We start from the raw sequence: 16,680 nt of genomic DNA, 5'->3' as shown, positions 1-16,680 counted from the left end.
TTTCTAAGTCTGCGGCAAACTGGTTATCCTGCCCCTTTTATCCAAGGGACACCAAATGGACTGGCAGGGCTGGTTTGCTTTAAGCCTCGCGGGGGTGGCGTTGCTGTTGATGAGTGTCGGCCGCTTTGGCCCGCACCTCGTCATGCTTGGCGTGCTCATCGTGTTGAGTGCCAGTGGCATTGTCACTGCCGATCAGGCTCTCGCCGGTTTCAGTAACAGTGGCCTGATTACGGTTGTCGCCATGTTTGTGGTGGCTGCGGGCATTCACCATTCCGGTGGTGTGGACCTGGTGGTCCATCATCTGCTGCGGTCCCCCCGCACTGTGCGTTCCGCCCAGGCCCGCATTGCCTTTCCGGTTGCGCTGCTCAGTGGCTTCCTGAACAACACCCCGGTGGTTGCCACCATGATTCCGGCGGTTCACGCCTGGTCCCGCAAGATCGGTATATCACCGTCCAAGCTGATGATCCCCCTGAGCTACTCGGCGATTCTTGGCGGTACGCTGACACTGATCGGTACCAGTACCAACCTGGTGGTGAATGGGCAGTACCAGCAATTGACCGGAGAAGAGGGCTTCTCGATATTCTCCATTACCGCCGTTGGTTTGCCGGTTGCGGTGATTGGCGTAGCTGTGATGCTCCTGGTTCTGCCCAGGGCCCTTCCGGACCGCAAGGATCAGCAAAAATTCGGTTCCATGCGCGAATTTACCCTGGAGGTTGCGGTTGCCTTTGACGGGCCGTTAGTCGGCAAGAGTGTTGGCGAGGCTGGCCTGCGCGAGCTGGAACGGCTTTACCTGGTCGAGATCGAACGGGATGGCAGTGTGGTAACCGCGGTGCCCTCGGAAGAGCGCCTGCGAGGCGGCGACCGGCTGGTGTTTGCGGGTGATACCCAGGCCATCTCTGATTTGTTGCGGATCAATGGCATTGTTCCTTCGGTTCACGATGATGAGCCCAGCCTGAGTAAAGACAGGGCGGAACGCCGGCTGGTGGAGGCTGCCCTGTCGCCACAGTCCGAAGTGCTTGGTTTGACCATCCGTGATGCCCGGTTCCGTGATCGTTACGGGGCGGTGGTGCTGGCCGTTGCCCGGGGTGGTGAGCGGGTATCGGGCAATCTGGGCAATATTCGTCTGAAAACTGGCGATGTCTTGCTGCTGGAAGCCCGTCCGGCGTTTGTCAGCCGTCAGCGATACGCCAAAGACTTTCTGTTGATCAATGACCTGGAAACCGAAACACCCCGCCATGACCGCGCGTACCTGTCCTGGGGGATTCTGCTGGTGTTGGTAGCGGCTGCAGCCTTCGGTGTACTGAGCATGCTCAACGCCGCGCTGATGGGGGCTGCAATGATGGTTCTCAGTGGTTGCTGCTCCGTGGGCCAGGCTCAGAAGGCGGTGGATGTTCCTGTCATGCTTACCATCGCGGCGTCGTTTGCGCTGGGGGCGGCTCTGCAGGAAACCGGTGCCGCGGCTTTTGTCGCGGAGGGGATACTGGATGTCAGTAGTGGCCATCCGTTGCTGACCGTTCTGCTGGTGTATTTCGCGGTTTCCGTGCTCACGGAAGTCATCACCAACAATGCCGCCGCAGTACTGGTATTGCCCATAGTGCTGTCAATGACAGCGTCTCTGGGGATTGCCTCGGAGCCTTATGTGATCGCCGTGATGATGGCTGCATCCGCGAGTTTTGCGACACCGCTGGGCTACCAGACCAATATGATGGTGTTTGGCCCGGGCGGCTATCGGTTCATGGATTTTGTGAAGGTAGGTCTGCCGATGAACCTCTTTGTCGGACTGGTGACGGTAGGAGTGATTTCCCAGGTCTACGGGATCAACCTTTCCTGACTGCGGTCTCTGTCGGATTGGCCAGAATATCGCAGCACAGAACTCTCAGTTGCCCATTGTGATAATAGCCCAGGGACAGGGTGACACACATGTAGGCACCGGTAATGCAGAGGTAGGGTGCCGTCACCTGCAGATAACCCGGCTGGGCTATGGCCTGGCGCAGGTACTGCTGTCGGTACCAGTCAGCACTGGTGGTGCTTTCCAGGGGGCGGAAGCGAGGGTCAAGACTGCTGGCCATGGCATCAGACACCAGAGTGTCGTCGATCTGAACACCACTTTCATCCACCAGGTAACACCGTGAGACTGCCGGATGATTCAGCAGGGTGTTGCAAGCCTCCCTCATCATCATGCCCTGGCTGAGCCTGTCTACGGCATTTCGGAAAACGCCCTCGAAAAAGGAAATCAGCTGCTGGGCGGGATCCTGTGTCACACGGTTCTTGCTCTTGTAGTCCTTCAGCAACCCGTCCAGATCGGTCATTTCGCCGGGTATGTCTGCCAATGAGGTGGAAGGCTTGCGGAAATAGAATCCCTGTACGAAATCCACGCCGGCATCAATGGCGATCATGGCCTGGTCGTGGGTTTCCACCCCCTCAAGCAGGACCAGGCACCCGGACTGGTGAAGTAGCGAGACAATACCGTTGAGTATCTGCCTGGCCTTGCGGTCATCGGTGGCTCGGGTCAGCAATTTCCGGTCGAGCTTTACGATATCCGGTGACAGGTTCCAGATGCGCTCGAAATTGGAATGGCCAGCGCCAAAATCATCAATGGCGGTCAGGCAGCCCAGTTGCTGGTAGTAGGCAACGGTTTCCCGCAACCTTTCAGCATCATCGGTGGGCTGTTCAACGATCTCCATCACGATACGGTGGGGTGGCAGTCCGGTTTTTATCAGCAAGTCACCGAAAAATGAATCAGCCCGGTTGCCTGCTGACACCACACGCGGCGAAACGTTCAGGAATAACCAATTAAGCTGGTCCTGGAAATTCGAATAGTTGCGAATGTGTAAATAGCGACAAAGCCGGTCGAGCAGGAGGTTTTCGGCATCCGAACATGGCAGTTCGAACAGGTGCAGGGGAAGCACCGCGGCATTATCGGTATCAAATGCGCGGATCAGTGCCTCGTAGCCGACAATGCGTTTGTGGGAAATGCTGAATATGGGTTGTAACGCTGTTCGCAGCTTCAGGCCCTGATAATCCGCCGTCCATGACTCGCCCTCCCTTGTTAGCATAGGCGACAGCACATCCAGTTCCGGTGCGGTCAACGCTTCTGGGAGGGTTCGCGACATAGGCCTTCGGGTTCCGGATAAACGAAAACATCGGAAACGCCCTGGTGGCCTTCCGATCTGTCAATCCCGGTCGCACGCTGCTGATTTTGGTGAAATTTCAGCCAGAATACACAGGATTAATATTCCATGCGGGAGAGTGCCAAAACTCGCGGATTATTGCCACTATTTCATGTTAAAACAGGCAACGTCGGGTAACTGTGCACAGAAATTTGCTGAAGGGGGAGGTGCGGACGGCCCGCCGGGGCCGCCAGAAATCAGTTGTTGCTGGGGACTGCAACGGATTCGTCAAATTCAATTTCCATGTCTATTCCTCTCGTTCAATGAGTAACCCGAACCGGGCATTCAATCTATAAACAGAGTCTAGCCTGGCCATGGGTTTCCACAATCCGTAAAAGCCCTATCAGACCAAAGGTATAAGGGAAAGTACGTGCTGCCTACAGGATAAATTCGTCAGTCAGAATTTCTGACCTATGCATGCAAAACATTTCGATTGGTTTTAACCGCTCCTGTTCCTACACTGCGATTAACGATTAGGATAGGCATCGAAAGGTGAGGCAAGGAGACAGTCATGCAGGTACGCAATACCGCCAACAGGTTCGGGGTGGTGACTATCGGCTTTCACTGGCTTGTTGCCGCCACCGTATTTGGTTTGTTTGGTCTGGGTTACTGGATGGTTGACCTGTCCTACTACGACGATTGGTATAAAACAGGCCCGGACATTCACCGGAGTACCGGTATCCTGTTACTGATGATCATGACGCTTCGGTTGGCCTGGCGTTTCATCAGCCCGGTACCGAGGCCGCTGCCCAATCATAGCCGTTTCGAGGTATTGGCGGCGCACGGGGCTCATGCTCTGTTGTATGTCCTGATTTTCGTTGCGATGATCAGTGGTTACCTGATTTCGACGGCGGACGGGTCGTCTATCAGTGTTTTTGACTGGTTCGACGTCCCTTCGGTGACCGGTCGCATCAAGGGAATGGAGGATACGGCAGGGCTGGTTCATTACTGGTCTACCTGGGCGCTGGTCGCACTTGCCGCCGTGCATGGTCTCGCTGCCATCAAGCATCACTTGATTGACCGGGACGACACCCTACGTCGTATGTTGGGTACGGACCGACGCCAAAGCTGATCTGAATACGGTTTTTTAAAGACGCCTTCGGGCTGTTTCAACAAGGAGATGAACATGAAAAAACTGCTGCTTGCATCCGCGGTCTCACTCACGATGACTGCCGGAGTCCAGGCTTCGGAGCATAGTGGAACCTATGCCTTCGATACCGAGGGCGCTCACCAGTTCATAACGTTCAAAATATCGCACCTGGGATACAGCTGGCTGTACGGTCGCTTCAATGACTTCGATGGCCAGTTTGTCTATGACGCCGAAAACCCGGAAAACAGCTCCGTGGAAGTCACGGTGGATACGTCCAGCGTTGATTCCAACCACGGTGAGCGGGACAAGCACCTGCGTTCGGATGACTTTCTGCATGTCAGCGAATACCCGGAAGCAACGTTTAAAAGCAAAAGGGTAGAAGTAGACGAGGAGGGTGAGGCCGACATCATTGGTGATCTGACCCTGCGCGGCGTGACAAAAGAGATCACCCTCGATGTGGAAATGCTGGGCCATGGTGAAGATCCGTGGGGAGGCTATCGCATGGGTTTTGAGGCGGAAACAGAGTTCAAACTCACCGACTTCGGCATTCCCATGGACTTGGGCAAAGCGTCTGAAACTGTAGAGATGATTATCTCCGTGGAAGGGATTCGTCAGTAACTCGGCAGTTCAAGGCCCCAGGCTGAATGCCCGAATGCAGGTCATTCAGCCTGTCAAAACAGGTCAGTGGATTGGCTGGAACTGTCGTTGCGACAAAGGTGCCTCTGGCGCCAGAACTGGCCGAAAAAAATAACCAGCCCGATCAATATTCCCGCCCATAGATAAGGTCCTGCCAGCTGGAAAGTGCCACTTATGGCGAACTCCACCAACAGCATCAGGGTCAGAGCAAGAACAGCATTCACCAAGGCCGTCATCATGGCCTGCCCGCAGGCTTTCAGGTTGGGTCTCATAGTTCTCCACTCGCGGATGTCGTGAAACGGGTCTTCGTTAGACTAAGTGCGAGCATACGGCGAGGGTTAAACTCTCTCCATGCGGGAATTCCGCTATTGGAAATCCGACGGGGTGTTGGTGTATCCGTCCCCGCCTCCATATAATGTGCCCTTTCATATTTAGCAACTCACGTAACTTACACCAAAGGGGCATCCATGCCAGAGTTTCAGACCACGGATGAAGGCTTTGAGCGGGTTTCATTGAGGGACTACACCGAGAAGGCCTACCTCGATTACTCCATGTACGTCATTCTCGACCGGGCATTACCGAACGTAGGTGACGGCCTGAAGCCGGTCCAGCGCCGGATCATTTACGCCATGTCCGAGCTCGGCCTCAAGTCCACGTCGAAGTACAAGAAGTCCGCCCGCACGGTAGGTGATGTTCTGGGTAAGTTTCACCCACACGGTGACAGCGCCTGTTACGAAGCCATGGTGTTGATGGCTCAGCCGTTTTCTTACCGGTACCCGCTGGTCGACGGCCAGGGTAACTGGGGCGCCCCCGACGACCCCAAATCGTTTGCCGCCATGCGTTACACGGAATCTCGTCTGGCCAAATTTGCGGATGTCCTGCTCAGTGAACTGGGGCAGGGCACCGTGGACTGGGTGCCCAACTTTGATGGCACCATGGATGAACCCTCGGTGTTGCCCGCACGGCTCCCCCACGTTCTGTTGAACGGCACCACCGGAATTGCGGTAGGTATGGCAACCGATATTCCGCCCCACAATGTACGGGAGATCACAGCGGCCTGTGTCCGTTTGCTTGATCAGCCGGATGCCACGACTGACGACCTTTGCGAACACGTCAAGGGTCCGGATTTTCCGACATACGCGGAGATCATTACCCCTCGCAAAGATATCCGGCAGATGTACGAAACCGGCAAGGGTTCGTTGAGGATGCGTGCCCGCTGGATCAACGAGAGTGGCGAAATCGTGGTGACAGACCTGCCACACCAGGTTTCCGGTAACCGGGTGCTGGAGCAGATTGCCCAGCAGATGCAGACCAAAAAGCTGCCCATGGTCGGGGATCTGCGGGACGAATCAGATCATGAGAACCCGACCCGTCTGGTGATTGTTCCCCGCTCCAACCGGGTAGATCAGGAGGGGCTGATGGCCCACCTGTTTGCCAGCACCGACCTGGAGAAAACCTACCGGGTCAATATCAACGTGATCGGAAACGATGGCCGCCCGGGCGTCAAGGGTTTGCGGGAGATGCTGACCGAATGGCTCAGCTTCCGCCGCACCACGGTTACCCGCCGCCTTCAGCATCGGCTGGACAAGGTGCTGGCACGCCTGCATATCCTGGAAGGTCTGCTGGTTGCCTACCTGAATATCGACGAAGTGATTGCCATTATCCGCTACGAGGACAAACCCAAAGCGGAACTGATTTCCCGCTTCCAGCTGTCGGAAGAGCAGGCGGAAGCCATACTCGAACTTAAATTGCGGCACCTTGCCAAGCTCGAGGAAATGAAAATTCGTGGTGAGCAGGATGAGCTCGCTGCGGAGCGGGACGAACTCCAGGCTATCCTCGGGTCGGAGGACCGCTTGCGGGAGCTGATCAAGGACGAGCTGCTGGCGGATGCGGAAACCTATGGCGATGATCGCCGTTCACCGATCGTTGAGCGCAGCGAGGCTAAAGCGTTCAGTGAAACCGAACTGGTGTCCAATGATCCGGTGACGGTTGTGCTGTCCGAGAAAGGCTGGGTCAGGGCTGCCAAGGGCCACGATATCGAGCCGGAAGGGCTCAGCTACAAGGCCGGGGACAAGTTTGCCATGGCCGCGAAGGGCCGCAATAACCAGCAGGCAGTGTTTCTGGACTCTACCGGGCGGGCCTACTCCCTGGTTGCCCATTCATTCCCTTCCGCCAGGGGGCAGGGTGAGCCGCTGAGCGGCCGCATAAATCCACCATCGGGGGCGACCTTTTCCGGGCTTCTTATGGGCGACCCGGCCCGCAAGGTCCTGTTGGTAACAGACGGAGGCTACGGTTTCGTTACCTCCCTTAATGACATGATCAGCAAGAACCGTAACGGCAAAGCGGTGGTGTCGGTGCCTAAAGGGGCGGGCATCATGCCGCCGGTCGCGGTGCCGGAGTCCGGGAAAACACTTTATCTCGGCGCTATTTCCAATGAAGGGCGGATGCTGGTGTTTCCTCTGAGTGAGTTGCCGGAGCTATCGAAGGGTAAGGGCAACAAGATCATCAGTATCCCCTCGGCCCGGGTGCAGAACCGGGAAGAATACGTGGTGGCGGTTGCGGTGTTTGCCGAGGATGACCAGCTGGAAATTCGCGCCGGTAAGCGCAAGATGGGATTGCAGTTCAGTGATCTGGAGCACTATCTGGGCGAGCGTGGCCGTCGTGGCCATAAGTTGCCTCGCGGACTTCAGCGCGTGGATGCCATTGATGTGATTCAATCGGCCAGCAATGCGGCTGAGGCCGACAATGCAGAGGGCGGTACCAACGCAGAGGAGCAGCCTGACAGTGAGTGAGCTGGTTCTGATTAATGTGTCGGGCCGCGACAAGCCCGGTCTGACGTCTGAGATTACCGGCATCATGGGGCAGTACGATGTGCGTATTCTGGACATCGGCCAGGCGGTGATTCACGACCACCTGACCTGGGGAATCCTGATCGAGATTCCCGACGAATCCAAATCGTCGCCGGTTATCCGTGACCTGCTGTTCCGGTTGCATGCACTGGACCTGCAGGTGCGCTTTGCGCCCATCACTATTGAGGATTACCAGCGATGGGCGGAGGGTCGTAATCGTGCCTGTTACATCGTCACGCTGCTGTCGCGGGATATCAAGGCCGAGCAGATTGCGCGGGTGTCAGCGATAACGGCCCGCCATGGGCTGAATATCGACAACATCAGCCGGCTTTCGGCCCGACCCTCACTGAACCCGTCAGAAAACCGAATTGCCTGTGTGGAATTTTCTGTCAGGGGGACGCCGTCTGACCTGGAGCAACTGCGCTCGGATTTCCTGCACATTGCCGGTGAAATGAACGTGGACATTGCGTTCCAGGAGGATTCGATTTTCCGCCGCAACCGACGGCTGGTGGTGTTCGATATGGATTCCACGCTGATCGATGCCGAGGTGATCGATGAGCTGGCGCTGGAAGCTGGTGTGGGCGAGCAGGTGGCGGAGATTACCGAGCGCGCCATGCAGGGCGAGCTGGATTTCAGTCAGAGCTTTGCGGAGCGCCTGGCACTGCTTAAAGGCCTGGACGAGTCGGTGCTGGAACGGATTGCCGCCCGGCTACGGCTGACCGAGGGCGCTGAGCACCTGATCCTCAGCCTGAAGTCGCTGGGTTACCGCACAGCAATCCTTTCCGGAGGCTTTACCTACTTTGCCCGTCATCTTCAGCAAAAGCTGGGGATTGATTATGTCTATGCCAATGAACTGGAAATCGAGAATGGCAAAGTCACCGGCCGCGTGGCTGGCCAGATTGTCGATGGCAAGCGCAAAGCTGAATTGCTGCAGGAAATTGCCGAGCGCGAGCACATTTCGCGGGAGCAGGTAATAGCTGTGGGTGACGGTGCCAACGATCTTCCAATGCTCAGCCAGGCTGGCATGGGTGTCGCGTTTCGGGCAAAGCCGTTGGTAAAGGAGTCCGCCCGGCATTCCATCTCAACCCTGGGATTGGATGCCATTCTGTATCTGATCGGGTTCAGGGAGAGTGACAGTCTTCAGGTAGGTGAGTAATCACCTGCACGGGCTGGCCAGGGGTCGGCCCGTGCAGTGCTGAAGATTAGTGGTCGCCGAAGTCGTAGTTCATTTCCGGAACCGGTGCTTGCAGGTAGTAGCCCTGAATATAATTCACACCGGCCTGCCACAGGGTTGCCAGCACGCCAGCGTTTTCCACAAGTGGCACGATGGTCAGCTTGCCGGCGCTTTGCAGGCTCTTGACCATTTCCTTGACCTCTTCCTTGGCTTCGTCCTTTTTTTGTATTTCTTCAGTAAAGGAACCGTCAATCTTCACATAATCCACGTCAATATGCTTCAGGGTGTTGAACGGATTCAATGCGCACCCGAACTGACAGATGGAAACTTTGGCGTGCAATTCATGTACAGCTTTGGCGAAGTCCTTGGCCTGTTTCATGTAGTTGTTGGCGTCGCCCTCGCGAATCTGGAAGATCAGTGCATCGCCTGGCAGGCGAGCCGCCTTCAGCGCCACGCTCAGCCAGGGGGTGAAGGTCTTGTCTTCCAGGGTTTCCGCAGTCACATTCAGGAACAAACGTGTGTCATGGCCCCTTGATCGGTGGCCGGACAGCTGTTTGATGGTTTGCAGGATTACCCAGCGGTCAATTTTGATAGCCATTTCCGAGGGCCCGATCGGCGGCAGGAAGTCGTAGGGAGACACTTCCTCTTCGTCCTTGTCCAGCATCCTCACAAAGGCTTCGTAGTGTTCTTCGCCTTCGCCCCTGAGGTTAATGATGGGCTGGAACAGAAGCCGGAAGCGGTTGTCATCCAGAGCCTTCTGGATGGCGTCGACCGAGCTGCTTTCATCCGTGGCTTCGTAATTCGCCGGGTTGTATACCAGAACCCCGTTGCCTTGCTCGTGGCCTTCTTTTTTCTTCAGTTCCGAGGAGGCTGTGTGGGCCCGGCTCATCAGGTCCGGCGCCTTGGGGGCATTCTCTGTAATGGCTGCAACACCGATGCTCAGGGTTAGCTGCAATGTGCGTCCGTTGATGTCGAACAGGTGGTCTTCCACCTTTTTGCGGATGGTCTCGCACAGTTCAGCCATGGTTTTCTCTTCACAGGGCTGACAGAGCAGGCAGAACGCATCATCGCTCAGGCGTGCGAGAACCATGTTCTCGGGTGTCTGTTCCTTGAGCAGATTGGCCAGGTCCCCCAGCATGAGATCGGCGCCAGCTATGCCTACCTGCCCCTTCAGGCTCGTGAAATTATCAAGCGCGATGTAGGCCAGGGTGCCGGTCTGATTGTCCTTGCCGGCTGTTGCAACGGCCTGGCCAAGGGCATCCATCAGGTATTGCCGGTTGAACAGGCCGGTCAGCAGATCCTGGCTGCTGATCTGGCGGATTTTTTCTTCCAGCTCGGCATCGCTGTGCTCGGGCTGGATAACGATCTGGGTGCAGGTTTCGCCGTCATAGGTGGCCGCCGACACGGACATGGTGACGTTGAGTTCCTGGTCGTCGCTGCGGCGGGCGACGCAGTTCATGGTCATGCCGTCTTCGCCATTTTCGGCAAAGGACTTCATGAATTCCTTGTACTTTTCCTGACTTTCCGGGGTCAGGGTATCCAGCACCGGTATGCAGATCAGATCATCGATATCGTCGTAGCCCAGGAATTCCATGTAGGACTGGTTGGCATAGATGTGCATGCCATCGTTGATGTAGGCAATGGCGTCCTTGGAGCTCTCCAGCAATAACTGGCAGCGCTGCTCGGCCTCCCGCAGGTGGGACTCCAGAGTTCTGCGCCGTCGACGATCCTCCAGGGCACTCAGTTCCCGGTTAACCACCAGTACCAGTTGATCAGTATTCTCAAAAGGCACTGCATCGTGGGCGCCGGCCTTCATCACCGAAACCGAGCGTTCACGGCTGAACTCACTGGTCAGCAGTATGGAGGGAATATCCTTGTCCATGCGACGAATCATGGCCAGGGCACCGTCAGGCCCGAATTCCTGATCTACGTCGTCGCGCGCCAGTAACAAGTCCCAGTTGCCTGCCTTCAGGGTTTCCTCAAGGTCTTCTTCTGACGTGATGCGATGGGCGCGTGTGGCTTTGCCAGAGTTACGAAGCAAGCTCACAAGAGTCTCAGCATCGTTTTGTGAAGGATCAAGGATCAGCAGGTGTACGGTTGCGTTCTTTTTCTGCATTCGTCAGATGTCTCATGATACGCGTTGACTGTGCCAGATCTATCGATAGCCAAGAGCCGGCCTTCCAATAACGCTGAATGATGCAGGGGATAAGGGTTAATAACAACCCTTGGCGACCGCCCGGGCGCTTATGGTCGTCTGGCTCAGAGCCCTAAAGTGATGGCCACAGCGAATCAAATTCATCCTCGCTGGTGACTGCCGCGGATGATGCCTTGCTCGTGGTTGCAGCCCCGGCATTCTGAAGCTTGAGTTCAAACTGGCTGATACTGCCAGTGGCCGAGATCTTGCGGGAGAGTGCGCCCTGATCCTCTCGGCCATCATGTAGCAGTGATATCCGGCTCCCGGACTGAAACGGAAGCCGGGGTGTGATAAGGGTTGCTGCCTGGTTGACTACGCTGATTTCCGGCAATAACAGGCCCCTAAGGTATTCGCTGTTGTTGCCAACTTTCTGGATCAGTCGCACACCGCAAGGTGCCGCGCTTGGGGCCAGCAACTCTATACCAACCTGGGTGCCCTGATTGCGAATCTGGCGTATCCAGCGCACCACGGCAATGCTCCAGGGGTGGTTGGACTGCTCACGAACGCCGAGTACTTCGCCTGCCTGAAGCGAGGCAGGAACATTGGTTTCCCAGGCGACACAGTATCCGCCCGGGCTTGTGTTGATAAGCAGGGCGTGATGAGACTGAGGACGCCTGCGGTCTTTTTCGCTATCGGGGGTAGCGCCAATGCTGTTACGGAAGTTGATGGGTGTGTCCGCTGACTGCATGGGGTCATCGCCGATGCCCGCATCGTGAGCACCAGCCCAGGCATCTTCCCTGCGACGTGATGACCTCATGAACTGATTTTCCTGGTCATGGTGGTGGTCGTCATTGCCACTGACAAACTCGTTGAATGTCTTGGCGCCCGCAACGTAAAAGTGGGTGGCTGTCAGCCCGACGCAGATTTCGAGCGTTCCCTGGCTGGCGATGCGGTTAAAATTGCGCTTTGCAAGGATTCCCAGCGCCTGGCTGAGGTGAGTCAGCAGGGTGTCGCTGACCCGGGGTGGAAGCTCCAGATTGCTGGCGCTGTTGTCATTCCGATGATGGCGGGTATGCAGTGACTCGATAATCTGTTCTGACAGTTCACGGGTATCGAAGTTGTAACTGTCGTTAGCGGGCTTCTGCTCCAGCAGGCTGCGGTATACGGGTGCGGTGTCCCGCTCCATATTCACCACAAACAGACTGTCGTTGTCCGTGTCGGGGCCACAGGACACAAGATGCGTCCAGCTCTCAAACAGTTCGTAAACCTGTGACAGTTCCGCCTGCCGCAACTGGTTGGGGCGAGCGCAGCCAAGTAACAGAATGCGCTTGTAGCTGTCCTCCACCGTGCTGGTGCGACGGTGGTTCAGGGTTTCATCATCAACAGATAACCCATTGAGCTTGTTGCGATGGGCAAACCTGAACAGGCGATGGCATTCCAGCCAGCTCTGTGCCGGGCTGGGGCAGTAGAGTTGGTGAGACCGCACGATAGTGGCTGCAAGCTCGGAGATGGCCCGGTGAACAGCCGTGGCCACCGCTTTGCGGTTCTTGTCCAACCCGCCATTATCGAGGAACTCGAGAACACAGAGTTTATAGCCGCTGGCCGCGTGGAGCTGGAGCGCCTGGGACAGGTTTGCGATCTTGCGCTGTTTTTCGGGCAGCGCAACAGCCATGCCCAGGTAGTGCCTGGATAGTTCGGAGCAGACAAAGTGTATTTTCGGGCGGATCAATTCCAGCAGTTGCAGGCGCTGCTGCGGCGCAATGAACAGGTGGTTCAGTTCAATGATGGCATGATAGAGCTGCCGCGAGGCCTCACCAATATTGGCCATGGGTAGCTGGTTAACCCAACCCTTGAAGGCCTTTGGTGAGGTCTGGCAAAACGAGAGGCTTGCCGTTTTCTGTTCTGGAACACGGAGATCGGGTTTCAGGATAATGCCTTCCATGAAATCACGCCAATTGTATGGACCACGATTGGTACTCTAAAGTAGCAAACACACAACAGAAAGCGAGAAAAGCACGAGTTGACAATATTTAACAAGTAAATTAGGCCAACTTTGTTAAGGATGTCACGCAAAGAGGTCAAGGGGGGTCTTCCCCGGGCGGTCAGGCAATTCCCTGACAAGCTTTGGCACCAGAAATCCGGGGAGTGTACCGATCAGTTGCCGCACCAGGCACCTGGCCATGTCGTCACTGACGCTGAAATGATGGGCACCTTCCACCGGATCAAAAGCGTGGAGGTAATAGGGCAGCACGCCACATTCAAACAGCCGCTCGCTCAGGTCAGCCAATACCTTTGCCGTATCGTTAACACCCCTGAGGACGACGCTCTGATTCAGCAGGGTGACGCCGGCAGCCTTCAGCCGTTCCAGAGCCCGTCGGGTGTCACTGTCCAGTTCCGCCGGATGGTTGGTGTGAATCACCATGATAACCTGCAGCCTGCTTTCAGAAAGCCACGCAAGTAACGAGTCGCAAACACGCTGGGGAATTACGACCGGCAGCCGCGTGTGAATCCTGAGGCGGCGGATGTGGGAGATGTCCGCCAATGATTCGGCCCAGGATGACAATAACCGGTCATTGGCGACAAGCGGGTCGCCCCCGCTGAAAATCACTTCATTGATTCGGGTGTCGTTTGCCAGGGCTGCCAGTACCTCCGCCCTGTCCTCTGGTGACAGCCGGTTTTCGTCATAGGGGAAATGGCGCCGGAAGCAGTAGCGACAATTAATGGCACATTGTCCGGTGACCATCAGCAGGGCGCGGCTCTGATATTTGCGGATCAGACCGGTAGCCTGCATCGAGCCGCTCTCCTGCAGCGGATCACGAACAAAGCCGGGTTTGCTGTCAGTTTCTGCAGAGAGCGGCAGAACCTGCCGTAGCAGGGGGTCCTCCGGATCGCCCGGGATGATGCGTTGCAGATAGGGCTCCGGTACCCGCAGAGGAAACAGCCTATGGCCTTCCGTTGCACCGGAAAGCCAGATGGCAGGGTCAAGCCGTAGCCGCCGGAGCAGATCTTCGGGTGTTGTAACAGACGCTGACAGCAGCTGTTGCCAGCTGCGCGTATCATGATCGAGTAGGCGGGCTTCTATACGGGTGGCGGTTCGCTGTATCATAGCGACCTTCGAATTTTTATACGCATCGTTTCAGGTGATAATTTCATGGCTTCATATTCTACCAACGAATTCCGTGGCGGTCTTAAGGTTTTGCTCGATGGCGACCCCTGTATAATTCTCGAAAACGAATTCGTGAAGCCCGGCAAGGGTCAGGCGTTCAACCGGGTCAAACTGCGCAACCTGATGACCAATCGACAGTGGGAGCGCACCTTCAAATCCGGTGAAAGCCTCGAAGCCGCCGATGTCATTGATCTGGAAATGGAATATCTGTATTCAGACGGCGAGTTCTGGCACTTCATGAAGACTGACGGTTCGTTCGAGCAGTACCCGGCGGATGCCAAGGCGGTCAGTGATGCCCTCAAGTGGTTAAAAGAACAGGATGTCTACACCGTAACCCTCTACAACGGCGCTCCATTGACGGTAACCCCTCCCAATTTTGTGGAACTGGAAGTGGTGGATACCGATCCGGGCATGAAGGGTGATACTGCCCAGGGTGGCACCAAGCCCGCGACGCTTTCCACCGGTGCCGTCGTCAACGTACCGCTGTTTATTACCATTGGTGAGGTGCTCAAGGTGGACACACGATCGGGTGAGTACGTCAACCGCGTGAAAGTCGGCTGATTGGGTTCCGAGGTGATAGAACCACCCTCCTGGCAACCTTCGGCGTCTCTGGCTGCTCTTGAAAGCCGTGCACGTCAACTGGCCTGGGTGCGCGGCTTTTTTGCGCAACGCGGCGTGATGGAAGTCGAGACGCCGGTTTTGGGGCGGTATGGTGTTACCGATATCAATATCGACAGTATCCCTGCCGGCCCCACACCCCTGGCAGCCGGTTCCGCGGAAGCCTGGCTCCAGACCTCTCCCGAATACCACATGAAGCGCCTGCTGGCAGCTGGTGCCGGGCCTGTCTATCAGGTGGCGCGGGTGTTCCGGGATGGCGAATCCGGGCGCCGGCACAATCCTGAGTTTTCCCTGCTTGAATGGTATCGCCCCGGGTTTACCGACTCCGACCTGATGGCGGAAGTTTCAGACCTGGTGTGCGGCTGGCTGGGCTGTGAAGCGCCACGCACGATGCGTTACCGCGATGTTTTCCTCCGCTTTTCCGGTGTTGATCCGTTTCTGGCCAGCAACGCCGAACTGTCGGCCCGCTGCGAGCAATGGGTAGAGCCTTCGCAGTTGCAGGCCTTTACCCGGGACGACTGCCTGGATCTGCTGATGAGTTGCCAGGTTGAGCCGGCGCTGGCTGGAACCGGGCCGGTGTTTGTTACCGGTTATCCGGAGTCACAGGCGGCGTTGGCGCGTGTGTCCGAGCAGGACGGCTTGCGCCAGGCGCACCGTTTTGAGCTTTACGTGCAAGGCGTTGAGCTGTGTAACGGCTACTGGGAACTTACCGATTGTGATGAACAGCGGCAGCGGTTTGCGGCGGACAATCAGGCGCGACTGGCTGCGGGCAAACCCGAAATGCCCATCGACCAGGACTTTCTGGCGGCTTTGCAAGCGGGGGTGCCAGACTGTGCCGGAGTGGCACTGGGGCTTGACCGTTTGCTGATGTTGAAGCTGGGGCTGGACAATCTCGCCGGGGTTATTGCGTTTCCTGCTGACCGGGCATGATCTTGCCGAAAGCCTCCCCCATGCGCACTCTTCCGCCCGCTACCTGATCGCCATTCCAGGTGACAGTGCCTGTGGGCATGACCATGATGACGGTCGATCCCAGGCGGAATCGCCCCATTTCCTCACCTTTTTCGAAGTGTATGGGGGTTTTCAGGCCATCATAGCGAGTTACGTTCACGTCACGCTCGCCCGGGGCAACAATACCTGCCCAGGTGGTTTCCACGCTGCCGACAATCATGGCGCCGACCAGTACCAGAGCCATGGGTCCCACTGCGGTGTCAAAAATACAGGCCACCCGCTCGTTCCGCGCGAACAGGTTGGGCACGTTTTCCGCGGTGGTCGGGTTCACGGAAAACAGCTTGCCGGGGATGTAGATCATTTCTCGCAGGGTACCGGCCAGTGGCATGTGAATCCGGTGGTAGTCTTTGGGGGACAGGTAGATGGTGGCAAACTCGCCGTCTGCGAAGATTTTCGCACGCTCCTGGTCGCCACCGAGCAGTTCATTGAGACTGAAGGACTGGCCCTTGGCCTGAAAAACCCGGCCGCCACTGACGCTGCCCAACTGACTGATAGCGCCGTCCACCGGGCTGACCATAACGGACTGATCCGCTTCCACCGGCCGCAGGCCCGGTTTCAGTGCGCGTGTGAAAAACGCGTTGAAGCTGGGGTAGGCCGTAGGGTCTGATTCCAGTGCCTCGCTCATGTCCACGCCATAGCGGCCGATAAACCAGTTCACGACACGATTCTTGAGCGCCGGAACGCTTTCGTTATCCGCCAGGCGGCCTGCCAGGCGGGAAATGGCCAGTTGTGGTGCTACATACTGGCCCGTTACAAATAGCTTGTCGTACATCAGGGGTGTTCCTTGGCGCTCAAAGGGGCAAAGTCTACCAAACCGCGCGGCGTGTATAGAAAT

At 56.8% G+C, this 16,680-nt stretch carries 13 protein-coding genes; 7 read left to right on the top strand and 6 right to left on the bottom strand.

Annotation, left to right across the window (positions count from 1 at the left end; translation table 11 throughout):
• The first annotated feature begins 55 nt into the window (after nucleotides 1-55).
• Nucleotides 56-1,831 (top strand): SLC13 family permease, encoded by a 1,776-nt coding sequence (locus tag M8010_RS19210; RefSeq protein WP_250094315.1) that lies wholly within the window; start codon nucleotides 56-58, stop codon nucleotides 1,829-1,831.
• Here the strand turns inward: M8010_RS19210 and M8010_RS19205 are convergent.
• Nucleotides 1,818-3,113 (bottom strand): EAL domain-containing protein, encoded by a 1,296-nt coding sequence (locus M8010_RS19205; protein ID WP_250094314.1) that lies wholly within the window; start codon nucleotides 3,111-3,113, stop codon nucleotides 1,818-1,820. The genes M8010_RS19210 and M8010_RS19205 overlap by 14 nt on opposite strands.
• Before the next feature lie 568 nt (nucleotides 3,114-3,681).
• Between M8010_RS19205 and M8010_RS19200 the strand changes: the two genes are divergently transcribed.
• Together M8010_RS19200 and M8010_RS19195 are read left to right on the top strand one after the other, a co-directional pair.
• The gene (locus M8010_RS19200) at nucleotides 3,682-4,242 is read left to right on the top strand and encodes a cytochrome b (protein ID WP_250094313.1); all 561 of its coding nucleotides are present in this window, start codon (nucleotides 3,682-3,684) and stop codon (nucleotides 4,240-4,242) included.
• A gap of 54 nt (nucleotides 4,243-4,296) precedes the next feature.
• Nucleotides 4,297-4,878 carry a YceI family protein gene (locus M8010_RS19195; RefSeq protein ID WP_250094312.1) on the top strand — a complete coding sequence of 194 codons (582 nt, stop codon included), beginning with the start codon at nucleotides 4,297-4,299 and terminating at the stop codon, nucleotides 4,876-4,878.
• Between the two features lie 53 nt (nucleotides 4,879-4,931).
• On the opposite strand, the gene M8010_RS19190 is transcribed toward M8010_RS19195, so the two are convergent.
• Nucleotides 4,932-5,168 (bottom strand): hypothetical protein, encoded by a 237-nt coding sequence (locus tag M8010_RS19190; protein WP_250094311.1) that lies wholly within the window; start codon nucleotides 5,166-5,168, stop codon nucleotides 4,932-4,934.
• Nucleotides 5,169-5,363: 195 nt separating this feature from the next.
• On the opposite strand from M8010_RS19190, the gene parC reads away from it, so the two are divergent.
• Nucleotides 5,364-7,688, top strand: coding sequence for a DNA topoisomerase IV subunit A (gene parC / locus M8010_RS19185; RefSeq protein WP_250094310.1), 2,325 nt, complete (start codon nucleotides 5,364-5,366; stop codon nucleotides 7,686-7,688).
• On the top strand, nucleotides 7,681-8,901 hold the full coding sequence (gene serB / locus M8010_RS19180; protein WP_250094309.1) for a phosphoserine phosphatase SerB: 1,221 nt from the start codon (nucleotides 7,681-7,683) through the stop codon (nucleotides 8,899-8,901). Before parC ends, serB begins: the two co-directional genes overlap by 8 nt.
• A gap of 46 nt (nucleotides 8,902-8,947) precedes the next feature.
• Here the strand turns inward: serB and M8010_RS19175 are convergent, their stop codons facing one another.
• The 3 genes from M8010_RS19175 to epmB form a co-directional block, all read right to left on the bottom strand.
• Nucleotides 8,948-11,035 (bottom strand): EAL domain-containing response regulator, encoded by a 2,088-nt coding sequence (locus M8010_RS19175; protein ID WP_250094308.1) that lies wholly within the window; start codon nucleotides 11,033-11,035, stop codon nucleotides 8,948-8,950.
• 151 nt (nucleotides 11,036-11,186) lie between these two features.
• Nucleotides 11,187-12,995: a cyclic-di-GMP receptor FimW-related protein gene (locus M8010_RS19170; protein ID WP_250094307.1), complete on the bottom strand. Its 1,809-nt coding sequence runs from the start codon at nucleotides 12,993-12,995 to the stop codon at nucleotides 11,187-11,189.
• 123 nt (nucleotides 12,996-13,118) lie between these two features.
• On the bottom strand, nucleotides 13,119-14,159 hold the full coding sequence (epmB, locus tag M8010_RS19165) for an EF-P beta-lysylation protein EpmB (RefSeq protein ID WP_250094306.1): 1,041 nt from the start codon (nucleotides 14,157-14,159) through the stop codon (nucleotides 13,119-13,121).
• Nucleotides 14,160-14,204: 45 nt separating this feature from the next.
• Between epmB and efp the strand changes: the two genes are divergently transcribed.
• Both efp and epmA read left to right on the top strand, forming a co-directional pair.
• Complete coding sequence (efp, locus tag M8010_RS19160; protein ID WP_250094305.1) at nucleotides 14,205-14,780, top strand: elongation factor P; 576 nt, start codon at nucleotides 14,205-14,207, stop codon at nucleotides 14,778-14,780.
• A 12-nt stretch (nucleotides 14,781-14,792) separates the two neighbouring features.
• Nucleotides 14,793-15,767, top strand: a complete 975-nt coding sequence (gene epmA / locus M8010_RS19155; protein ID WP_250094304.1) for an EF-P lysine aminoacylase EpmA — start codon at nucleotides 14,793-14,795, stop codon at nucleotides 15,765-15,767.
• Here epmA and asd read toward each other — a convergent pair.
• Nucleotides 15,739-16,617, bottom strand: a complete 879-nt coding sequence (gene asd / locus M8010_RS19150) for an archaetidylserine decarboxylase (RefSeq protein ID WP_250094303.1) — start codon at nucleotides 16,615-16,617, stop codon at nucleotides 15,739-15,741. The genes epmA and asd overlap by 29 nt on opposite strands.
• Nucleotides 16,618-16,680 lie beyond the last annotated feature (63 nt).

The organism is Marinobacter sp. ATCH36 (assembly GCF_023555055.1).
Classification (GTDB): Bacteria; Pseudomonadota; Gammaproteobacteria; order Pseudomonadales; family Oleiphilaceae; genus Marinobacter.
The sequence above is the reverse complement of the archived record's forward strand: the minus strand, read 5'-3'. Positions and strand labels throughout refer to the sequence as shown.

Excerpts from the sequence above, each read along its gene's own strand:
- M8010_RS19210 (WP_250094315.1), top strand. The coding sequence starts at position 56 with ATGGACTGGCAGGGCTGGTTTGCTTTAAGCCTCGCGGGGGTGGCGTTG.
- M8010_RS19205 (WP_250094314.1), bottom strand. The coding sequence starts at position 3,113 with ATGTCGCGAACCCTCCCAGAAGCGTTGACCGCACCGGAACTGGATGTG.
- M8010_RS19200 (WP_250094313.1), top strand. The coding sequence starts at position 3,682 with ATGCAGGTACGCAATACCGCCAACAGGTTCGGGGTGGTGACTATCGGC.
- M8010_RS19195 (WP_250094312.1), top strand. The coding sequence starts at position 4,297 with ATGAAAAAACTGCTGCTTGCATCCGCGGTCTCACTCACGATGACTGCC.
- M8010_RS19190 (WP_250094311.1), bottom strand. The coding sequence starts at position 5,168 with ATGAGACCCAACCTGAAAGCCTGCGGGCAGGCCATGATGACGGCCTTG.
- parC (WP_250094310.1), top strand. The coding sequence starts at position 5,364 with ATGCCAGAGTTTCAGACCACGGATGAAGGCTTTGAGCGGGTTTCATTG.
- M8010_RS19175 (WP_250094308.1), bottom strand. The coding sequence starts at position 11,035 with ATGCAGAAAAAGAACGCAACCGTACACCTGCTGATCCTTGATCCTTCA.
- M8010_RS19170 (WP_250094307.1), bottom strand. The coding sequence starts at position 12,995 with ATGGAAGGCATTATCCTGAAACCCGATCTCCGTGTTCCAGAACAGAAA.
- epmB (WP_250094306.1), bottom strand. The coding sequence starts at position 14,159 with ATGATACAGCGAACCGCCACCCGTATAGAAGCCCGCCTACTCGATCAT.
- efp (WP_250094305.1), top strand. The coding sequence starts at position 14,205 with ATGGCTTCATATTCTACCAACGAATTCCGTGGCGGTCTTAAGGTTTTG.
- asd (WP_250094303.1), bottom strand. The coding sequence starts at position 16,617 with ATGTACGACAAGCTATTTGTAACGGGCCAGTATGTAGCACCACAACTG.